The 18,992-nt window shown below is 59.4% G+C and carries 19 protein-coding genes and 4 pseudogenes; 5 read left to right on the top strand and 18 right to left on the bottom strand.

The annotated features are described in order from the left end of the window. Positions 1-209 precede the first annotated feature (209 nt). Positions 210-605: pseudogene (locus RHN82_RS23990) on the top strand (IS5/IS1182 family transposase); the annotation flags it as partial. A gap of 224 nt (positions 606-829) precedes the next feature. Here the strand turns inward: RHN82_RS23990 and RHN82_RS23985 are convergent. The 17 genes and pseudogenes from RHN82_RS23985 to RHN82_RS23905 all read right to left on the bottom strand — a co-directional run bounded on the left by RHN82_RS23985 (position 830) and on the right by RHN82_RS23905 (position 15,377). After that, on the bottom strand, positions 830-1,981 hold the full coding sequence (locus RHN82_RS23985) for a S1C family serine protease (protein ID WP_032629948.1): 1,152 nt from the start codon (positions 1,979-1,981) through the stop codon (positions 830-832). A 24-nt stretch (positions 1,982-2,005) separates the two neighbouring features. Next, entirely contained in the window at positions 2,006-2,953 is a 948-nt protein-coding gene (locus RHN82_RS23980; protein WP_023332903.1) for a zinc metalloprotease HtpX, read from the bottom strand. Further along, positions 2,931-3,428, bottom strand: a complete 498-nt coding sequence (gene psiE-GI / locus RHN82_RS23975; protein ID WP_001514138.1) for a heat resistance protein PsiE-GI — start codon at positions 3,426-3,428, stop codon at positions 2,931-2,933. Before psiE-GI ends, RHN82_RS23980 begins: the two co-directional genes overlap by 23 nt. Before the next feature lie 2 nt (positions 3,429-3,430). After that, entirely contained in the window at positions 3,431-5,140 is a 1,710-nt protein-coding gene (kefB-GI, locus tag RHN82_RS23970) for a heat resistance system K+/H+ antiporter KefB-GI (protein ID WP_023326110.1), read from the bottom strand. Between the two features lie 3 nt (positions 5,141-5,143). After that, positions 5,144-5,584 carry a heat resistance system thioredoxin Trx-GI gene (trx-GI, locus tag RHN82_RS23965; RefSeq protein WP_029039045.1) on the bottom strand — a complete coding sequence of 147 codons (441 nt, stop codon included), beginning with the start codon at positions 5,582-5,584 and terminating at the stop codon, positions 5,144-5,146. After that, complete coding sequence (locus tag RHN82_RS23960) at positions 5,574-6,719, bottom strand: hypothetical protein (RefSeq protein ID WP_004118192.1); 1,146 nt, start codon at positions 6,717-6,719, stop codon at positions 5,574-5,576. The genes trx-GI and RHN82_RS23960 overlap by 11 nt, the downstream gene beginning before the upstream one ends. A gap of 79 nt (positions 6,720-6,798) precedes the next feature. Continuing rightward, complete coding sequence (gene hdeD-GI, locus RHN82_RS23955) at positions 6,799-7,410, bottom strand: heat resistance membrane protein HdeD-GI (protein ID WP_040119788.1); 612 nt, start codon at positions 7,408-7,410, stop codon at positions 6,799-6,801. Positions 7,411-7,499: 89 nt separating this feature from the next. Next, entirely contained in the window at positions 7,500-8,387 is an 888-nt protein-coding gene (gene yfdX2, locus RHN82_RS23950; RefSeq protein WP_004118195.1) for a heat resistance protein YfdX2, read from the bottom strand. A 102-nt stretch (positions 8,388-8,489) separates the two neighbouring features. Further along, complete coding sequence (yfdX1, locus tag RHN82_RS23945; protein WP_047052722.1) at positions 8,490-9,404, bottom strand: heat resistance protein YfdX1; 915 nt, start codon at positions 9,402-9,404, stop codon at positions 8,490-8,492. Between the two features lie 22 nt (positions 9,405-9,426). Next, a complete protein-coding gene (gene hsp20-GI, locus RHN82_RS23940; protein ID WP_001275372.1) occupies positions 9,427-9,885 on the bottom strand; it encodes a small heat shock protein sHSP20-GI in 459 nt (152 codons plus the stop codon). Positions 9,886-9,972: 87 nt separating this feature from the next. Then, entirely contained in the window at positions 9,973-10,164 is a 192-nt protein-coding gene (locus tag RHN82_RS23935) for a hypothetical protein (RefSeq protein ID WP_004118789.1), read from the bottom strand. Continuing rightward, a pseudogene (locus RHN82_RS23930) lies at positions 10,164-10,800 on the bottom strand (ATP-dependent metallopeptidase FtsH/Yme1/Tma family protein); the annotation flags it as partial. The pseudogene RHN82_RS23930 and the gene RHN82_RS23935, both read right to left, overlap by 1 nt. Before the next feature lie 60 nt (positions 10,801-10,860). Next, complete coding sequence (locus RHN82_RS23925) at positions 10,861-11,052, bottom strand: hypothetical protein (RefSeq protein WP_017146640.1); 192 nt, start codon at positions 11,050-11,052, stop codon at positions 10,861-10,863. Beyond that, positions 11,052-13,901: a heat shock survival AAA family ATPase ClpK gene (gene clpK / locus RHN82_RS23920; RefSeq protein WP_004118798.1), complete on the bottom strand. Its 2,850-nt coding sequence runs from the start codon at positions 13,899-13,901 to the stop codon at positions 11,052-11,054. The genes RHN82_RS23925 and clpK overlap by 1 nt, the downstream gene beginning before the upstream one ends. A gap of 105 nt (positions 13,902-14,006) precedes the next feature. After that, on the bottom strand, positions 14,007-14,576 hold the full coding sequence (gene hsp20, locus RHN82_RS23915; protein ID WP_000350436.1) for a small heat shock protein sHSP20: 570 nt from the start codon (positions 14,574-14,576) through the stop codon (positions 14,007-14,009). Positions 14,577-14,610: 34 nt separating this feature from the next. Next, positions 14,611-14,892, bottom strand: coding sequence for a helix-turn-helix domain-containing protein (locus RHN82_RS23910; protein ID WP_000643630.1), 282 nt, complete (start codon positions 14,890-14,892; stop codon positions 14,611-14,613). 221 nt (positions 14,893-15,113) lie between these two features. Next, on the bottom strand, positions 15,114-15,377 hold the full coding sequence (locus RHN82_RS23905; RefSeq protein ID WP_001295708.1) for a hypothetical protein: 264 nt from the start codon (positions 15,375-15,377) through the stop codon (positions 15,114-15,116). Positions 15,378-15,391: 14 nt separating this feature from the next. Between RHN82_RS23905 and RHN82_RS23900 the strand changes: the two genes are divergently transcribed. From RHN82_RS23900 to RHN82_RS23885, 4 genes and pseudogenes are all read left to right on the top strand, one after another. Beyond that, a complete protein-coding gene (locus tag RHN82_RS23900) occupies positions 15,392-15,655 on the top strand; it encodes a transposase (protein ID WP_004118209.1) in 264 nt (87 codons plus the stop codon). Next, positions 15,612-15,716, top strand: a pseudogene (locus tag RHN82_RS23895) (transposase domain-containing protein); the annotation flags it as partial. The gene RHN82_RS23900 and the pseudogene RHN82_RS23895, both read left to right, overlap by 44 nt. A gap of 227 nt (positions 15,717-15,943) precedes the next feature. After that, a protein-coding gene (locus RHN82_RS23890; protein ID WP_104999968.1) for an IS3-like element ISEc52 family transposase occupies positions 15,944-17,112 on the top strand; the annotation gives its coding sequence in 2 pieces (ribosomal slippage) (positions 15,944-16,193 and positions 16,193-17,112; 1,170 coding nt in all). A 43-nt stretch (positions 17,113-17,155) separates the two neighbouring features. Further along, positions 17,156-18,494 (top strand): annotated as a pseudogene (locus RHN82_RS23885) (IS3 family transposase). Between the two features lie 212 nt (positions 18,495-18,706). Here RHN82_RS23885 and RHN82_RS23880 read toward each other — a convergent pair. After that, positions 18,707-18,838 carry a hypothetical protein gene (locus RHN82_RS23880; protein WP_255409921.1) on the bottom strand — a complete coding sequence of 44 codons (132 nt, stop codon included), beginning with the start codon at positions 18,836-18,838 and terminating at the stop codon, positions 18,707-18,709. Positions 18,839-18,992: the final 154 nt, after the last annotated feature.

The raw sequence follows: 18,992 nt of genomic DNA, 5'->3' as shown, positions 1-18,992 counted from the left end.
ACATAAACCGTCACGCCTGTTCGCCTTGTACATACGGAGTCGAGCTCCCGGTAACCGTTCAACCTTATGTGCTGGCGTGAAAGGTGAAGCGGAGGGCCATGTGCTGCAAATCAAGGTTCAGCGGTGCCGACTTTTCTGACCTTAAGGGAAGGGGGCAGCTCACTCTGCTTCAGTGGTGGTAGCTAATCACCACAAACTGTTAGATACAAGCCACCGTGGCGGATGTCACCCAGGTCGACAAACTGCTGCACGGCGACGAGAACGTCGTCTGCGCCGATGACGGCTACACAGGCGTCGAAAAGCGCTCCGAGCATGCCGACCGAGAAGTGATCTGGCAGGTCGCAGCACGCCGCAGCACCTACAAGATGCTCGATAAACGCAGCGCCCTGTACAAAGCCAAGCGCAAGATCGAGAAGGCCAAGGCGCAAGTGCGAGCGAAGGTAGAGCCCCCGTTTCGCGTGATCAAGCGGCAGTTCGGCTACACCAAGGTACGTTTCCGAGGGCTGGTGAAGAACACTGCACAACTGGTGACGCTGTTTGCCCTGTCGAACCTATGGATGGCCCGCCGACATTTGCTGGCAAGCGCAGGAGAGGTGCGCCTGTAATGCGGAAAATGGCCGTCGCAAGGTGCTCGCGACGGCTGAAAGCACCGAAATGAGCGGGTGATCCGATCGTTTTTGATCGGTTCACCGCTTTCAAAATCAGCAGTGGCAGAAGTCAGCCGGAAATACAGGGCTACTTCAGACCATCCCTAGCTAGGGCTCGTAGTTCGGCGCAAGGCTGAAGTCGCTTGGCTGCTTCGCTGTGCAGATCCATGACCCACTTTCCATCAAACTCCCGGTCGTAGTTCCACAAGCATCTCGCGAGTCTTGCCGGCCCGCTCCACTAACAAGACCACAACATCTCCAACGTTCTTGTCGTCTAGCCGGGCCTGTAATGTGGTGACGTCGTCAACGGCGATACCGTCGATGCTGATAACGCGATCGCCGGGCACGATGCCGCCTGCGGTGACCTCGACGCCGACGAGCCCGGCCCTGTGCGCCGCCGAGCCCGGCGTCACGCGCAATACGAATACGCCCTTACTGCCGGTCAGCGCCTGCAGACGCGTGTTGAGCTGCTCATCCACCTCGATGCCCAGCGCCGGACGGATGTACTTGCCGGTCTTTATGAGTTGCGGCACCACGCGCATGACGGTATCGACCGGCACCGCAAAGCCTATTCCGGCCGAGGCGCCAGACGGACTGTAGATGGCGGTATTGATGCCGATCAGCCGCCCAGCCGAATCGAGCAGCGGGCCACCGGAATTGCCGGGGTTGATGGCGGCGTCGGTCTGGATCAGGTGATCGATGGCCGGGCCGCCCGCTTCTCCCGGCAACGAGCGGTCGAGCGCGGAGACGATACCAGTGGTGAGCGTCCAGTCCAGGCCGAAGGGGTTGCCGATAGCAAACACCTTCTGACCCACCTTGAGGTCGGCACTGGTGCCGACCGGCACGGCCGGCGGGCGCTTGAAACCGACGCCGATCTTGAGCACGGCGATGTCGTGCGCGGGGCTCGTCCCCACCAGCGCGGCCTGGTAGTCGCGGCCGTCGGCCAGTTTGACGGTGGCTTCGGACGCGCCCTGGATGACGTGGAAGTTGGTGACGACGTGGCCGGCGTCGTCCCAGATGAAGCCCGAGCCAGTGCCGCGCGGCACGGAGAACACGTTGCGCGTCCAGACATCGCGTACTAATTGCGCGGTGGTGATGTAGACCACCGAGGCGCGCGATTTTTCGAACAGTTCGATGGTGGTTTTCTCGTCCGCCGCCAGATCGCCACGCGCCATCACGGTGCGTTCTGCTGCCTCGCGCGGACTGAACCAGGCCTCGATGGCAGACAGAAACTGCCACAGCAGCATGAGCGCGGCAATACAGGCGGTGATGAAGAGCCAGCGCCGGACGAAGCGGTCCGGCGCGGGGCGTTGGTACGGGTCGAGATAGGCCATGAGACGTCTCCTGTTGATGGGCAATCAGCGCCACAGCCCGCTCGGGCGCCAGCGCGGTGGGCGCGTCGCCAAAGCGGATTCCGGCAAAAAATGGGGCGCGCGGAGTGGCAACGCTGATGCTGGCCCAGGCGCCAACGTCAGCAGGCGTGCGATGCGCTCTTGCGTTGCCGGACGCGTGCGCAAGCAGGAGGGCTCGGGATTGCCCCATCCCGGCCATAGCCAGGCACGCCAGGAGCGGCTGACCCGCTCGATTTTCGCCAGCGCGGACGCCAGCCCCTGCGGGTCGCCAGTCAGTTCCGCCGCAAGGCGGTCAGCGTCGAACTCACGCACGCGAGACAAGCCGAGCTGTGCGAGCAGGGCCAGTTGGGGCGATGCGGCCAATAACAATAGACCAGGCCAATAGACCTCCGCCGCGCCAACCAGCAGCGCGGGCAGGCTGAGCAGGATCGCGATCTGTCCCATAAGGGCCAGTAGGCACGTGAGGCGACTGACGGAATCCGCCAGCCCCATGATACGCAGATCCTCATTAGTGATGTGCGCGACCTCGTGCGCGAGCACACCCGCCAGCTCGCGTGGGCTCAGGCTGCGCAGCAGGCCATCGGTGAGGGCGATCGATGCCTCCTGCTTCGATCCGGTGGCGAAGGCGTTGACGACGGCACTGGGCACATAGTGCGGCACCGGCGTGGCGGGCAGCTCGCGCAACAGGGCCCACATCTCGTGGGCTTGTTGCGGGTGCAAGGCCCGTACGCGGTACAGGCGCAAGCTCAGCGCCGACGCGGCTACCGGGTCCAGCAGCAACGCACCTGCAACGGCAAACAGCGCGAGCCACAGGCAGCCTTCCCCAAATGGCAGTCTCCCTGCTGCGGCTGCGATCCCGACCAGGGTCAGGACCAACAGCCCGGTCTGCAGGCGGTTGAGCCAGCGGTGTTGCAAGAGCGCAGTGCGCGGATCACTCGGATGATGACGGGTCATGCTCAGAGGTCTCGGCGGCGCGGTCGCCGCGCTTGCGCAGCAGCCAGTAGGTCGCACCCAGAGCCAGCGTGGCGCCTGCCAGCGCGGCTATCTTTGCGGGGCTCGCGTCGGAGTCGAGGATCACGAACTTGCGGGAGAGTGCGATCACCGCGATCAGGACCACCGTCTTAACCTGGATGATGCTGTCCCGACGCAGCGCCACGCGCACGATGGAATGCTTGAACTCCATCGCGATCAAGAGCGTCATGATCATGCCGAACACGCTCTGGAATACCTTGTGGTCCAGGGGATTGAAGGCATCGAGAACCAGCAGCGTGAAGACGATGGAGATGAGCTGGAACAGCGACACCATGATGATGACGGCGATCACCGCCGACAGCACGAGCGCGACGACCTGCTCGAAGCGCTCGTAAAAACTCATGATGGCCAATTGGTCACGCAAGACCTGAAATGGGTTAAGGCGTTTTGATTTCATGACTATGAACTCCCTGGAAAACGGCTGCTGTCGAGACGGCGGCGCATTGCACTGATGTGTCCTTCAATCAACTCGGTCGACATGCCAAGCGTCGACATCACCTGTTCCGCCAGCCCAATAGCTGCGGCAAAGGATTGCTGATAAACGCGCACGTTAGGCATGGCGCGAAATGCATCGGCCGCGGTCGTACTTCTGCATGACACCCACAAGGTTAGCGCCGGACGGCGCTCGGCAATCGCCTGGGCGATGCGCAACGCTTGCTGGGCATGGGCGAACGTTAGCACCACCAAGTGCGCATGCGTCAAGCCGGCAGCCAGCAAGGTATCGGGCCGACTGGCATCGCCATGGAACACCGGCGCGCCGGCGGCACGCGCGGCCTCTACCTTCTGCGCGTCCGCCTCCAGCAGCAGATGCGCCACGCCGGCGTGGCGAAGAATCTCGCTGACTGTCAGGCCAAGCTCGCCCGCGCCGCAAACGATGACATGGTCTCGATATCGCGTCGTCTGCGCGGCGATCTCGACTTCTTCAGCCTGGGGTGGCTGAATGACGCCGCCGGTGCGGCTCAAGAACCGGGCAAGTACATCGTGATGGCGGATCAGTAGCGGTGCCAGGGCCATGCTGAGCACCAGCGCGACCAGCATGGGTTGGACGACGGTCGCGGGGATCAGATGCTGCTGCAAGACCGTGCCCAACAACAGCAGGGCGAACTCGCCGCCGTGCCCCAACGCTATGCCCGTGCGCCAGGCATCGAGGGCGGACAGGCGCGTCGCCCGCAAGGCCAGCGTATTGAGCAGGATCTTGACCGGTACCAGCACCACCAGCCACGCCAGCACCGCCAGCGGTGCCGAAAGAATCTGTGCTGCGTCCAGTTGCAGGCCGATGGTCACGAAGAACACGCCCGACAACACATCGCGAAACGGCCTGAGGTGGCTTTCCATGTGGTGCCGGAAGTCGCTCTCGCCCAGCACCATCCCGGCGAGGAAGGCCCCCAGGGCGGCGGATACGCCGACCGCGTGCGCAGCAGCGGCGGCAGCCACCACCACGCACAAGGAGACGAGCACGAACGATTCCTCGTGGCCCCGCCGCGCCACCCAGCCCAGCAGGCCATGCAACAGACGGCGCGAGACGAGGGCCGCTGCCGCGAACAGCAGCAGCACACCGAATACTTCGAGCAGCACATGCTCGATCTTCGGCGACTCGCCGCGCGCCCAGATCGCCAGCAAGGCCAGCAGGGGCACGCTGGCCAGGTCCTGAAAGACCAGCACGGCGATGGCACTGCGTCCGTGGCGGGTGGTGAGCTCGCCTTGGTCGGCCAGTTGTCGGCTGACCAGCGCCGTGGACGACATGGCCGCCGCAGTGCCGAGCAGCGCGGCGCTCTGGCCGGGCTGCCCCAGCCACATCAATAGCAGGATCAGCGGCGGGGCCACGGCGATCATCTGCAGAGCGCCCGCCATCAGCACCGTCCTGCGGGCGAGCCAGAAGTCTCCGAGGGAGAATTCCAGTCCGACCATGAACAACAGCAGCGCCACGCCCAGCTCGGACAGAAAGCTCAGCGTCTCCCCCGGCGCGATCACGCCGATGACTGAGGGGCCCAGTACAACGCCGACAGAGAGATACCCCAGCAAGGCGGGCACTCTGAACGCCGCCGTCGCCATCGCCGCCAGGCTGCAAGCCGCCAGCAGGATTAGCGTAGTGCCGAGCAAGCCCTGCATCGGTCAGCGTCCCACTTGCGTCGACGTCCAGCGCACGATGTCCTGCGCGCCCATCACGCCGGCCTGACGGGCGATCTCCCGCCCACCCTGGAACAGGGCGAGCGTCGGGATGCTGCGGATACCGAACTGCGCGGCCAGGTGGGGCTCAGCCTCGGTATTCACCTTCGCCAGCCGGATCCTCGGTTCGAGCTGGTGTGCCGCTTGCTGGAACTGTGGCGCCATCATCTTGCACGGCCCGCACCATGGCGCCCAGAAATCGACCAGCAGCGGCAGATCGCTGCGCTCCACGTGGCGCGAGAACGTCGCCGTGGTCAACTCGATGGGCTCGCCCGTGAACAAGGGCTGCTGGCAGCGGCCACAGTTGGGATGTTCCGATAGCTTCGCAGTCGGTACGCGGTTGATGGACTGGCAATGCGGGCAGACGAGGTGAAGCTCATTCTTCATGGTTCGCCTCCTTGGACCACAGTGAGGCTGCCTCGCTTCGGGTCACAGACAATGCCGACCAATCAACGCCTTGGAGCCAATCGTTCCCGTTTTTGCTTACTCCGGCCTCTTCCAGATGAGCAGCGATGAATGCTTCGGCCTGCATGAGCCACCTTCGGACAGCATCTTCCTTACTAGGAATCAGCAGGATTTCAGAGACGCTGCTGGCATTCAGCCCGTCCACACGGATAAGCAGAAAAATGCGCCGCCACAAACGCGGCATGTCCTTCAGCAGGTCAAATGCAAAAGCGAACTCGCTCGACCGATCAATCAGCTCCTCCTGTTCCGCGATCGTTGCGACATCGGGATGCTGACTGCCAGCGAAAATATCGGCCAGCTTGAGTGTGTCATCGTGCTGATAAAATTCGAAGATTTCCTCTTCCACCATGGCCTCGGCCACGTCTTGGGCATCCGGTTCGACCGGCGCGTCCAGAGAAACGAATTCGCCAAATTGCCGGCTGCTTGCCACTTCGTTATCCAGGACGGCGAACAGATGCTTCAAAAGACCGGTGTAAGCCTCTTTTTCCCCCGGCACGGATTGCCATTCCACCTTAGCTCGGACAATCGCTTCATCCACCACGTCGCGCAGCGTCGGATAATCGCGCGGTAAATCGCCGACGGCCCGCAGATAAGCCAGCTCACGCCTTGCGACAGCCTCAAGTTTCGACAGTAGAGGCATTCGGGTCACCTCGGCCTCATGGGCGGCTGATGCGGGTTTTGCGGCAATCCGCACCTTGAGCTCGCGCAAGCGCTCGCGTCGTGCTTTGCGCTTGATTTGATCCTGAGCATGCAGTCGGTCAAAATGCTTCTTGGCCTGACGGAACAACGACTGTGCGAGCATCTGCGCGAGGGGCGTCAGCTCGTCATGTGATGCAGTAACGCTGACAATCTTTTTGCCGGGCAGGTGCATATAGCCACTGGCCAGAAATTGCCGCTTGATCTTGTCGCGATCAAGGACGATTTGAAGTCGCGCTGAATCTTTAGTGTGTTTGTCGAGCAATGGCTTGAGGGCGTGCTCGATCACATTTCCCAAAGCTCTCTGCCAAGGTTCATGAAACTCTTTGTCGATAGCTCGATAGCTATATTGTATCTGCATGTATGACTCCTTCGATGTCATTTCTATGGAGGCATGAATCGAGGATGCTCATATCCATAGATTTTGGTTTGGCACGCTCTTACCCCAGGCGCGTTTTGCGAAGACTCCAACTCAAGAACAAAAGCGTGACGCCATAGACTGCCGCATGGAAACCCAACAGCCAGCCTGCGGCCACGAATGACTCGACCGGACGGGTAAAAAATATCCACAAGACGATAGCACCAAGGATAATCGAGAGCAGTCCACTGAGGGCAAGCCAGATTTCACCCTTGATTTCCCGACGCAGCCGAACGGCGGCGGATATCTCCAGCACACCGGTGAAAATCGCCCAGAAGCCCACGCTAGCCCATAAAAAAGAAGCCAAGACTATCGTGGCGGCCCAAGGAGCAACCAGGACGACGACGCCCGTAAGTATGCCGACAATGCCGCTGAACAGCAGCCAGCCCCAGCGCTCTTTTTTCTGGATATGGCGCACCGCTGCAAACAAGTTGAACGCGCCATTGACCAAGGAAAATGCGCCGAACATGATGGTCATGGCCAACAGAGCCGATTGTGGCATCCAGAACGCGAGGGCTGCAAAAATCAATGCCAAGACACCGCGCAGCACAAAAAGCCACCAATTTTGGCTCAGCGAACACTGTGCTTTGGTGGGGTCATCCGCATTGGAATTGGCGATGGTGTCTGTGTTCATGCAATATCTCCTAAAGATCTATACAAAATAAAAAATCAAACACTCATGGGACAAGAGAGGGGGCGCTATGCGCCCCCTCTCCAGCGGTTTCAGAACAACCTGGACAGTTTTGCCTTGACTTCATCGAGCCAGCCTTTTCCGCAGCCTCCCCCTCCCGTCTTTTCCTTGATTTTCTTGAGTTCAGCGTACAGGGGCTCAAAGTCCTTCCTTTTTCCATAGCCCAGCAGTTCTGCCATTTCCAACTGCTGCCGGGCTTCGTTCAACAATGTCTCCAGGCGCTCATTGGATGCTTCGCTGCGCTGACCATCTTCTACCAGGGGCTCGGCGCGCTTCAGGAGCAGCTTCGCACGCAGGACGGGCAGCGGAAGCACGCTGCGCTCCTCGACCAGCGTGCTGAGCGCTGACTGCAGCGCGGCTTTGGCTTCTTCGATCTTGCCCTGATCGATCAGCGGCACGACTGCCTTCACGGCTGCGGGATAGGACGCCAAAGGGATGTTGGTGACCGTGATCACGATTTCACTGGCCAGCAAAGCCAGCACGTGGCGAGCCTGTTGCACCTCGCCATGTTTGAGGGCATCCAGCGCCTCGTCGGTCATCGCCTCAATGGTTTCCGTGTTGGCGAACAAGTCGTGCACGATGGTGCGCACATCAACGCCGGCCAGGGCTAGCGTGGGTTCGCGCGCGACGATCAGCTCCAGCTTTCCCGTCACTTCGGCCAGCGTTGCCAATGCGCGTGCAGTGTCCTTGCCGTCAAGTGCGGCCAGCGCTGATTTGGTCAGCGACAAGGCCGAGACTGCCTCATCGAGGACTTGTTTACGTTTGTCTGCCGCCTGCGAGTCCGTTTCTTTCTGAACCTCAGGCTGTACCTCCGTGACGACTTCAGGCTTGGACTCTGGACTGACAGGAAGGCTGCTTACCGCGGCCTGTTCGTTTTTTCCTTCGTTCGTCGCATTGGGATTCGGTGTTTGCTCATTCATGGTGATATGCCTCGTATGAGATAGTGAAAATAGGCGAATCTATTGGGGCTGAATGCGAACATCGCGAGACTGACCGACAGAGCAGTCAGCCCCTTCATCACCTCAAAACAGCTTTTGGATGCGCGTCTTCAACTCGTCGAACCATCCCTTGCCGCTTTTGCCACCAGCCGACTTTTGCTCAATGGACTTCACCTGATCGAAGATGGGTTTGAAGTCCGCCTTCTTGCCATAACCCAGGATCTGCGCCATCTCGATCTCCGTGCGCACGGACGACAGCAAGGTGCTGAGCTCCTCGTTCTGCTTGGCATCGCGCCTGTCGGTCTCGGCCAGCTTTTCAGCTTTTGCCATCGCGGCTTCGGCCCGTAGCACGGGCAGAGGAAAGGCGACCGAGGTCACCACCAGCGTGTTCAGTGCTCGGGCGAGTTCCGCTTTGGCGTTGTCGATCTTGCCGCTGTCGATGAGCCGTGCGGCCGACTTGATCGCTGCCGGGTACGTTGCCATCGGAAGGTTGTCGGTTTGGATTACGATTTCGCTGGCCAGATTGGCAACGATGGGCCGGGCCTTTTGCACCTCGCCATCACCCAACAACTCCCGAGACAACTTGACCGCTTTCTTTACCGATTCCACGTTGGCGTGGATATCGCGGGTGATGACGCGTACATCGACCGGCGCCAAAGCAAGTTTGGCGTCGCGTGCCAATACCAGTTCCAGCTTTCCGCTGGCCAGTTCCAGCGCAGCAAGCGCCTCCTTGGTCTTGTTTGCATCAAGGAGGGTCAAAGCCTCCTGGGTCTTGGTGAGCGCCGTGATGGCGTCTTGAGTGAGCTCGGCACGCTTTTTATCGGCTTCCCGGGCGGCCTTGTCATCTACCTGTGGCTGTGCCGCCTTGGATGCGGCAGAGGGTGCTGCAGCACCTGGGCTAGAACCTGCCGCCGATTGGGCCAGAGCCGGTCCGCTCAGTCCGACGACGACCGCCAGGGCAAGTGCGGAGAAGGTGTATTGTGGCTGTTTGATATTCATGATCTTGGGCTCTTGATTGAAGTTAGTTGACTGAGATTTCAATCTGTTTCGGTTTGGCTTGCTCGGCCTTGACAAGCCGCACTTCCAGCACGCCGTCTTTCATGGAAGCCGTCACCTTGGTCGGATCAACGTTGTCAGGCAAGACAAAGCTGCGCACAAAGCGGCCATAGGCACGTTCGATGCGGTGGAACTTCTTGCCCTGCTCCTCTTTTTCCAGTTTGCGCTCGCCGCTGATGGTGAGCACACCGTTTTCCGCGCTGACGCGCACGGCATCCTTGGGGACCTCCGGCAGATCCAGCTTGAGGAGGAATGCGTTCTCATCCTCGCTGATGTCCGCCATTGGAGCCCAGTCCGCCGTGGTCATGGCTTCGTTGCCGGTACGGGCGCCCTGTCGCTGGGGTATTCGTCCGAACATCGTCGCCAGGCGGTTTTGCAATTCATCCAGTTCCCGGAAGGGGTCCCACGGAGTCAATGCAGACATATCTGTTCTCCTTGAACAATGCCGACGAATTGGATGACGCACTGAACAGAGCCGTCGGTTTACTCTGAATGGCACCTACTACTGTTTTCAGTTCCGAACAAGTCCTTGAGTCAATTGACGGATATCGCTTTCGTCGAGCGTTTCCCGCGCCAGCAGCTCGCGCGCACAGCGCTCCAGCACCGCGCGGTTGATGTCGAGTATCCGGTAGGCGCGCTCGAACACGCCCATCACGATGTCGCGGATAGCCTGATCGATGCGCGCCTGGGTCGATTCGGCCACCCGGCAACAGCCTTGGCCAGCAATGTCTTGCCGGTGCCCGGTGGGCCGACCAGCAACACGCCCTTGGGAATGCGCGCCCCGAGACGGCCATAGTCCTGCGGATTCTTCAGGAAATCGACGATCGCGACCAGCTCCGCCTTGGCCTCATCCCCCCCCCGCCACATCGGCGAACGTCACACCGGTGTTCTTTTCCACGAACACCTTGGCGCGGCTCTTACCGATGTTGAGAAACCCGCCCATGCCCTGCTTCTCGGCGAAGCGGCGGAACAGGAAGAACCAGACGCCAAAGAAGGATACCGCTGGCAGGATCCACGACAGCACATCGCTCAGCCAGGTGCTCTCCAACACGCGGGCATAGGGTACGTCGTACTTCGACAGGCGATCGGCAAGATCGGGTTCGACCCTCGTTGCCACGATCGTCGTCTTGCCCCGGCTGTCCGGCGACTTCAGGCGCCCGGTCACCGTACGATCCGACACCAGCACTTCGGCCACGCGCCCCTCGTCCAGCGCCTTCTCGAACTCGCTGTAGGGCACCGGCTCGACGGTTTTCGCCGTCTGCCAGTAGCTCTGCAAACTCAGCAACAGCAGGAGGGCAACGATCCAGTAGCCGGTATTCCATTGATTCTTTTTTTCCATGGACCGTGTTCCTCGAAAGTCGAGTTGCCAGAGGATCAGGTGAACAGACGGGCCGCACCGTCACGCAAACGGATGGCCAGCGAGCGGGAGGGCAGTGCCGCCGCTGATGAGCAGCCCCCACGGCGTGGCCGACCGCGGATCACGCTTGTAGACGACCGCGTGACCCGCGGCCACGACCGCCACCGCGATCGATGCCAGGGAGGCTGCCCATGCCAGGCTGATGGAGTCGGACACGGCAGCCTCGCCCGCCATCAAGATGCGTCGCTCGCCGACTTCTTCTTGCTCGAGTCTTTGCCAGCGTCGCCGTGCGGCGTCTCGGTCGCCTTCGCGACATCCGGCTGCTCCGGCTCGGCCGGGGTCTGCGGTGGCTCTTTGCGTTCGAACACCACGCGTTCGGCCTTGTCGTCCCAGCGTGCGCTGGCGTGATCGCCCTTGCCGATGCCGCCACCGAGCATCTCGCGCGCCAGCGCAGTTTCCAGCTCGCTGCGGATCAGGCGCTTGAGTTCACGCGCACCGAACTCGGGCTTGTAGCCTTCTTCCGCGAAATGGTCGATCAGCGTCTGATCGAAAGTGAGCGTCACGCCCTGGCTGGCGGCGCTGCGCGCCACGCGATCGAGCTGCAGGCCGACGATGTGGCGGATCTCCTCCTTGCCCAGCGCATGGAAGACGATGATCTCGTCGATGCGGTTGAGGAACTCGGGCCGGAAGTGGCCGCGCAGCACGTCCATGACCTCGGCCTTGGTCTTTTCGTACTCCTCGCCAGCCGCCTCACGCGCCTTCAGCCGTCGCTGGATGATGTCCGAACCCAGGTTGGACGTGGCGATGATGATAGTGTTGGTGAAATCCACCACCCGGCCCTTGCCGTCGGTGAGGCGACCGTCGTCGAACACTTGCAGCAGGATGTTGTAGACGTCAGGGTGTGCCTTCTCGATCTCGTCGAGCAGCAGCACGCTGTAGGGCTTGCGCCGCACCTTCTCGGTGAGCTGACCGCCTTCGTCGTAACCGACATAGCCCGGAGGCGCGCCCACCAGCCGCGCCACGGTATGGCGTTCGCCATATTCCGACATGTCGATGCGCAACAGGGCGTGCTCATCGCCGTAGATCGATTCGGCCAATGCCTTGGCGAGCTCGGTCTTGCCCACCCCGGTCGGGCCCAGAAACAGGAAGGTAGCCACCGGTTTACTGCCTTCGCGCAGGCCGGCGCGGGATAGCCGCACGGCATCGGCCACGGCACGGACCGCCTCGTCTTGTCCCACCAGGCGCTCGTGCAGCCGTTGTTCCAAGTGCAGCAGCTTTTCGCGCTCTTCCACCGTCAACTCGTTGACCGGGATGCCGGTCAGGCGCGAGACAACCTGCGCCACGTGTTCCGCCTTGACCTCGGCACTGCCGGAGGCCCGCTCCCGCTCCCAGTCCTCGACGAGCTTCTTGAGCTCGGCCTCCTTGGCTTCGATGCGCTTGCCGAGCTCGGCGGCCTGGTCGTACTGCTTGCGCGCGGCCACGTAATCCTGTTCACGCCGTAGCTGGTGCAGTTCGGACTCCAGCTCCTGCACGGCCACCGGCCGGGCCGTGGCCGACAGCTTCACGCGCGCGGCCGCCTGGTCGAGCAGGTCGATCGCCTTGTCCGGCAGGAAGCGCGCCGTGATGTAGCGGTCGGACAACTCGGCCGCCGCGATGATCGCGTCCTCGGAGATGCTGACCTTGTGGTGCGCCTCGAAGGTGTCGCGCAGGCCGCGCAGAATCATGATGGCCTGGGCCACCGTCGGCTCGGGCACCGTCACCGGCTGGAAGCGCCGCTCCAGTGCGGCATCCTTCTCGATGTATTTCTGGTACTCGTTCAGCGTCGTGGCGCCGATCAGGTTGAGTTCACCGCGCGCCATCATCGGTTTGAACACGTTGGCCACGTCCAGCCCGCCTTCGCCACCGCCCTGGCCGGCACCGACGATGGTGTGCACCTCGTCGATGAACAAAATCAGCTCGCCCTGGTGCTCGGTCACCTCCTTCAGCACCTTCTGCACGCGCTCCTCGAACTCGCCGCGATATTTGGCGCCGGCCACCATGGCGTTGATGTTGAGTTCCACCAGGCGCTTGTCGCGCAAGGTCTCGGGCACTTCACCCGCCACCATGCGCTGCGCCAGCCCTTCGACGATGGCGGTCTTGCCCACACCCGGCTCGCCGATCAGCACCGGGTTGTTCTTCTTGCGCCGGGCCAGCACCTCGATGGTGGTTTCGATCTCCTGCGCGCGGCCGATCACCGGGTCGAGCTTGCCGTCGCGCGCCATCTTGGTCAGGTCGCGCGAGTACTTGTCGAGTTCTGGCGTGTTGGTCGGCGTCTCAGCGCGGCCATCCTCGGCGCCCTTGCCGACCACCTTGCTGACCTGTTGGCGCAGCGCCTGCGGCGTCAGGCCGTAGCGGCGCAGCAGGTTGGCGGCCAGCCCTTCGCCTTCCTCGGCCAGACCGATCAGGAAATGCTCTGGACCGACATAAGAATGGCCGAGTTCATTGGAGGCCACGAAGGCGCGGCTGAGCGCATCCTTCACGCGCGGCGACACGCCGATCTCGCCCTCGAAGGGCTTGTCCCCGCGCTTGGCCTCAGACTCGATCTGCCGCTTGAGGTCATCGACCTTGATCTTGAACTGACCCAGGATGGTCTTGACCACGTCGCTGTCGGCCAGCGCCAGCAGCAGATGTTCGGTATCCACCTCGGAGCGGCCAAATTCGGCAGCGTGTTTGGCGGCCTCCTGCAGCAAGGCTTCCGACTGTTCGCTGATGCGGCTGGCCAACCCACTGCCGCGACGGCGCGGCGCACCCGAACCTGCGGTGGCGGGCTCGCCAAACGAGGCATCGACCACGTCATCGGTATCGGCGGCAACTGGCGTCGCGTCTTCGCCGATGCGGAAGAAGTCACTGCCGAGGAAGTCCTCGAACAGGCCGCTGCGCGAGCCGAACAAGGCTTCCAGCGGCGAAACGGTGCGCTTTTGCTGGCGCACTAATTGCCGGTAATGGTCGTCGCACAACAGCATGGTGCTGTTACGACCGTTGAGATTGGCTTCCACCCGCACGGTGGCGGGTTGGCCGCAGACCTGGCATTGTTTTCTGGCCATGCTGATGCTCCTGAGAAGGTTGACAAGGTTGAGGCGACGAGGCATCGCGAGCCGCGACTCCTCGTCTCGTGCCGGGTTTTTCTTGTGACGAACGAGCCGGCGACGTCAGCCGTTGATCGGGATCGAGCGTCCCTGCTTCGGCGCGCTGACCTCGCGCTTGTCGATCGTGACCGTGAGCACCCCGTTCTTGAACGATGCCTTGATCGAATCCTGGTTGGCGTCGTCAGGCAGGTTCAAGGCACGCTGAAAGCTGCCGTAGGAGCGCTCCACACGGTGGAAGCCACCTTCCTTCTTCTCCTGTTCCTGGCGCTTCTCGCCACGCACCATCAGCACGTCGTTGTCGAGAGTTATCTGGATGTCCTTCTCCTCGACACCGGGCACTTCCAGGGTAATCTTGTACTGCTTGTCGGTTTCCTGGATGTCCAGGGCCGGCTTCAGCATGCCCGACCAATCGGATGGCCACTGCGGCATGTTCAACGCCGGAAAACCGAAGCCCCGGAATGCGTCATCGAACAGCCGGTCGATTTCCCGATGCAGTTGCAGGATCGGGCTGACTGGCCCGCTCGCCGCTGGCAGGTCATTGCGCTGCACCGGCAGGGAAGAGGCGGTCTGCTGCTCTTGCTGCTCGTTCTTGAACCAGTTCCAGGGAGCCAACTTCTTGAAATCGATGTCCATGTCATACCTCCAGAAAAATTGGAAAACGAGTTACTCAAGCCCTTTGCCTGCTGCGACGGGCAGTGCGCCCAGGCGACACGGGCTGCTCGGATGACTTCTGCTGTTCACGCTTGCGCATCACCTCCTTCTTTGCTCCGGCTCGGGTCTGATCATTGATGCACTGATCGATTTCACTTTGACGAAGCCGCCACGTCCCGCCCACCTTGAAAGCCGGAATTTCCCCGTGTGCGGCGAGCCGATAAAGCGTCCGCTTGCCGACTTTCAAGTACGCAGCCAATTCATCGAGCGTGAAAATCACCTGTAGGTGCGCTTTCATCTCACCCTCTCCAATCGCGTCGCTTTGCGGTTCCGGCCAAGGAAATCCTTGCAATACTTTGTAATATTAGACCCACTATGAATAACTTCAAGAGTCAATGTGCAGCGTTCTCCCGCCCCATTGATGCAGGTCAACTGCTCAGGCAAGGCACAGGGGGGCGGCCTGATCAGGCAATGGACAGCGCCTGGCTCCTCAGCCTGCGTGTGCCACAGGCGCCTCGATCAAACACCGATCCTCACGTTGTAGCCGAGTGCCCGCAGCCCCTTGCTCGTCTGCATGTTCCTTGGCGGAAACTCGTCTGGGCGCGCCCAGACGACGATTTCCCCGAGGCTGCTCAGGCCAACGTGCGGAATTGCCCAGTCGTCGCTGCGGATCGCGTTCCAGAGTCGGGCCGAAACACTTCCGTTACCCCAGACAACGTAGTTCAACAGTATCCGTCCGGCCAACACACCTTCCCGACACCGCCGCCGAAGGCCATGGCCCATCAAGCGGATTTTCCATGCGCCCTCAGCGCCGTACCTACAGCAAATCTTTCAAGGCTCAGGTCATTCAGGAGTGTTCTGAACCCGGTGCCTCCATCGCAAACATCGCCTTGGGCTACAGCCTCAATGCCAACCTCGACCACAAATGGATTCGGCTGCCTACCCAGAAAACCACGGCTATCCAGCCAGCGTTCATCCCGTTGCCTTCTCAAATGCTCGGCGTGGGTTCGCATACTCAAGCGCGCTGCTGCGATCATGAGTTTGATCCAGTCGGCCCGTAATAATGGGCACGATCCGTATGCCTATCTCAAGGATGTGCTGACACGGTTGCCGTCCCTGTAACAGCCTGAAGTTGACCTGGGTAATCAAATACCGGTGTAGTGATTAGGAAACAGGGCTCGGATAACATCATGGCGCAGGTCATTGAACCTACTAACGACGCCGGATATATGGTCGCAAACCACATCGAACTAGTACTTGCATCACCCGGGGCGTCCTGAAGTGGTTTACTGAATTTGGCCACCTGAACAGAGGTGATATGCTCACCTCAGAACAACACAGGTGTCATAATGAAAAAAAGAAATTTCAGCGCAGAGTTTAAACGCGAATCCGCTCAACTGGTCGTTGACCAGAACTACACCGTGGCAGATGCAGCCAGCGCTATGGATGTCGGCCTTTCCACAATGACGCGATGGGTGAAACAATTACGTGATGAACGGCAGGGCAAAACACCAAAAGCCTCCCCCATTACCCCGGAACAAATTGAAATCCGTGAGCTCAGGAAAAAGCTACAACGTATTGAAATGGAAAATGAAATATTAAAAAAGGCTACCGCGCTCTTGATGTCAGACTCCCTGAACAGTTCTCGATAATCGGGAAACTCAGGGCGCGTTATCCTGTGGCCACTCTCTGCCATGTGTTCGGGGTTCATCGCAGCAGCTACAAATACTGGAAAAACCGTCCTGAAAAGCCAGACGGCAGACGGGCTGTATTACGCAGTCAGGTACTTGAACTGCATGGCATCAGCCACGGCTCTGCCGGAGCAAGAAGCATCGCCACAATGGCAACCCAGAGAGGCTACCAGATGGGGCGCTGGCTTGCTGGCAGACTCATGAAAGAGGTGGGGCTGGTCAGTTGCCAGCAGCCGACTCACCGGTATAAGCGTGGCGGTCATGAGCACGTTGCTATCCCGAATCATCTTGAGCGACAGTTCGCCGTAACGGAACCAAATCAGGTGTGGTGCGGTGATGTGACCTATATCTGGACGGGTAAGCGCTGGGCGTACCTCGCCGTTGTTCTCGACCTGTTCGCAAGAAAACCAGTGGGCTGGGCCATGTCGTTCTCGCCGGACAGCAGGCTCACCATGAAAGCACTGGAAATGGTATGGGAAACCCGTGGTAAGCCCGTCGGGGTGATGTTCCACAGCGATCAAGGCAGCCATTATACGAGCAGGCAGTTCCGGCAGTTACTGTGGCGATACCGGATCAGGCAGAGTATGAGTTGGCGTGGAAACTGCTGGGATAACAGCCCAATGGAGCGCTTCTTCAGGAGTCTGAAGAACGAATGGGTGCCGGCGACGGGCTATGTAAGCTTCAGCGATGCAGCTCACGCAATAACGGACTATATCGTTGGATATTACAGCGCACTAAGACCGCACGAATATAATGGTGGGTTACCGCCAAACGAATCAGAAAACCGATACTGGAAAAACTCTAACGCGGTGGCCAGTTTTTGTTGACCACTTCATGTGGACAAATTCCTGGACCTTCAGGAGTTAATTTATGCATTCATACGAGGACCGGATCCGGGCCGTCGAACTCTATTACCGGTACGGAAAGAATGCCTCCGTTGTCGTCATGGAGCTGGGATATCCTTCCACAAAACAGCTGGGCCGTTGGGTTCGGATTTATGAAGAGAAGGGCGATTTACCCAGGGAATTAAAGCCAAGAGAACGCTATTCACGGACACAGAAAATTGCTGCTGTTGAGCATTATCTTACTCACGGTGGTTGCCTGTCGTACACTCGCCGAGCCATCGGCTACCCCAGTAACGAAATTCTAAAGCGCTGGATTGAAGAGTTTTACCCAAATGCGCGTCCCCTGGTCATTCGCTCAGGCACAAGCAAATGCTTCAGCCCGGAAGAGAGGTCTCAGGCCGTCCGGGAGCTCTGTAACCGACGTGGAACCGCGCGTAAAGTTGCACAAAGCATAGGCGTCAGCGTCCCGGTCCTGTACAAATGGAAGAAAGACCTTATCAGTGACGAGGCTTATCAATCCATGCGCAAACGAAAGGCAGCCCCTCAGGATAAAAATCAGGATACTTTACTCGGTGAAATCCAGCGTCTCAGGAAGCAGGTTCATCAGCTGCAGCTCGAACGTGACATACTGACAAAGGCGAATGAACTGATAAAAAAAGATCTGGGCATCAGCTTTCTGAAACTGAAAAACAGGGAGAAAACCCTGATAGTTGATGCCCTTAAGAAAAAGTACCCCGTTGCTGAGTTGCTAAGCGTTCTGCAACTTGCCCGCAGCTGTTATTTTTACCACAAAGCCAGCAAACGTCTGTACGATAAGTATGCGGAAATACGCGTGATCATGGCCGATATCTTTGAGGAGAATTACCGCTGTTACGGCTACCGGCGCCTTCACGCGATGCTTCGCAGTAACAACAGGGTTATTTCTGAAAAGGTTGTCCGCAGACTGATGGCAGAAGAGCAGCTCGTTGTTAAGCGCACCAGGCGACGACGATATAACTCTTACTGTGGCGAAATCGGTCCGGCACCGGAAAAATACGCTCAACGAACATGATAAACCGGTGATACACAGCGATCGTGGTGGCCATTACCGGTGGCCGGGCTGGCTCGAGCGTATCAACACCTCCGGACTTATAAGGTCCATGTCGCGCAAAGGATGCTCGTCGGATAATGCTGCGTGTGAAGGCTTCTTCGGGCGTATCAAAAACGAAATGTTCTATGGCAGAGACTGGGCGGGTATCACGCTGGAAAAATTTATCTGCTTCCTGGACAGGTACATACGCTGGTATAACGAGAAACGTATCAAGCTATCATTAGGTGCAATGAGTCCTGTGAAGTACCGGCAGCATCTTGGGATCACAACATAACAGTCCAGGAAAACATCCGCAGCCCCAAAAGTGACATTACTAAATGGTTCTAACAAAGCCTGTTATTGCAAGATTAAAATGTCACCTCATTTAGCCAGTTTCAAATGTCACCTAAAATAGCTTGCAGAACGAAAGGGAAGATAGTTTTTGCAGAGGAAAGCAGGCAGGAATGACGTCCATGCCTGTGATTGAGAGGCTATATCAGTAAGCTGTTATTCGCCTTTTTTATGGTCGTGTTCCTTCAGGCCGGGATGCTTTGGTTTATTCTCCGGCGTTACACGCTGACGTTTATCTTCTTTTCCAGTTGATTTAGCGATTGGTTTTGGACCAGTTTTAATGCCCATAAAAATCTCCTGAGTGAAAACAGATTTAAACTTGCATGCTGTGGTAGTGATACCAAGATTGTAATGAGGGTTACCAGTCATAAAACCAACCGGCGTCTTTTCAGAAGTTTGCACTTCATCACATAGCGGTGGTTAAATTCGCTACATAAGCCAA

The sequence above is a fragment of the Enterobacter cloacae complex sp. EB5 genome (assembly GCF_031432835.1).
Lineage (GTDB): Bacteria > Pseudomonadota > Gammaproteobacteria > Enterobacterales > Enterobacteriaceae > Enterobacter > Enterobacter hormaechei_C.
Note: the sequence above shows the minus strand (reverse complement) of the source record. Positions and strands in the feature narration are given on the sequence as shown.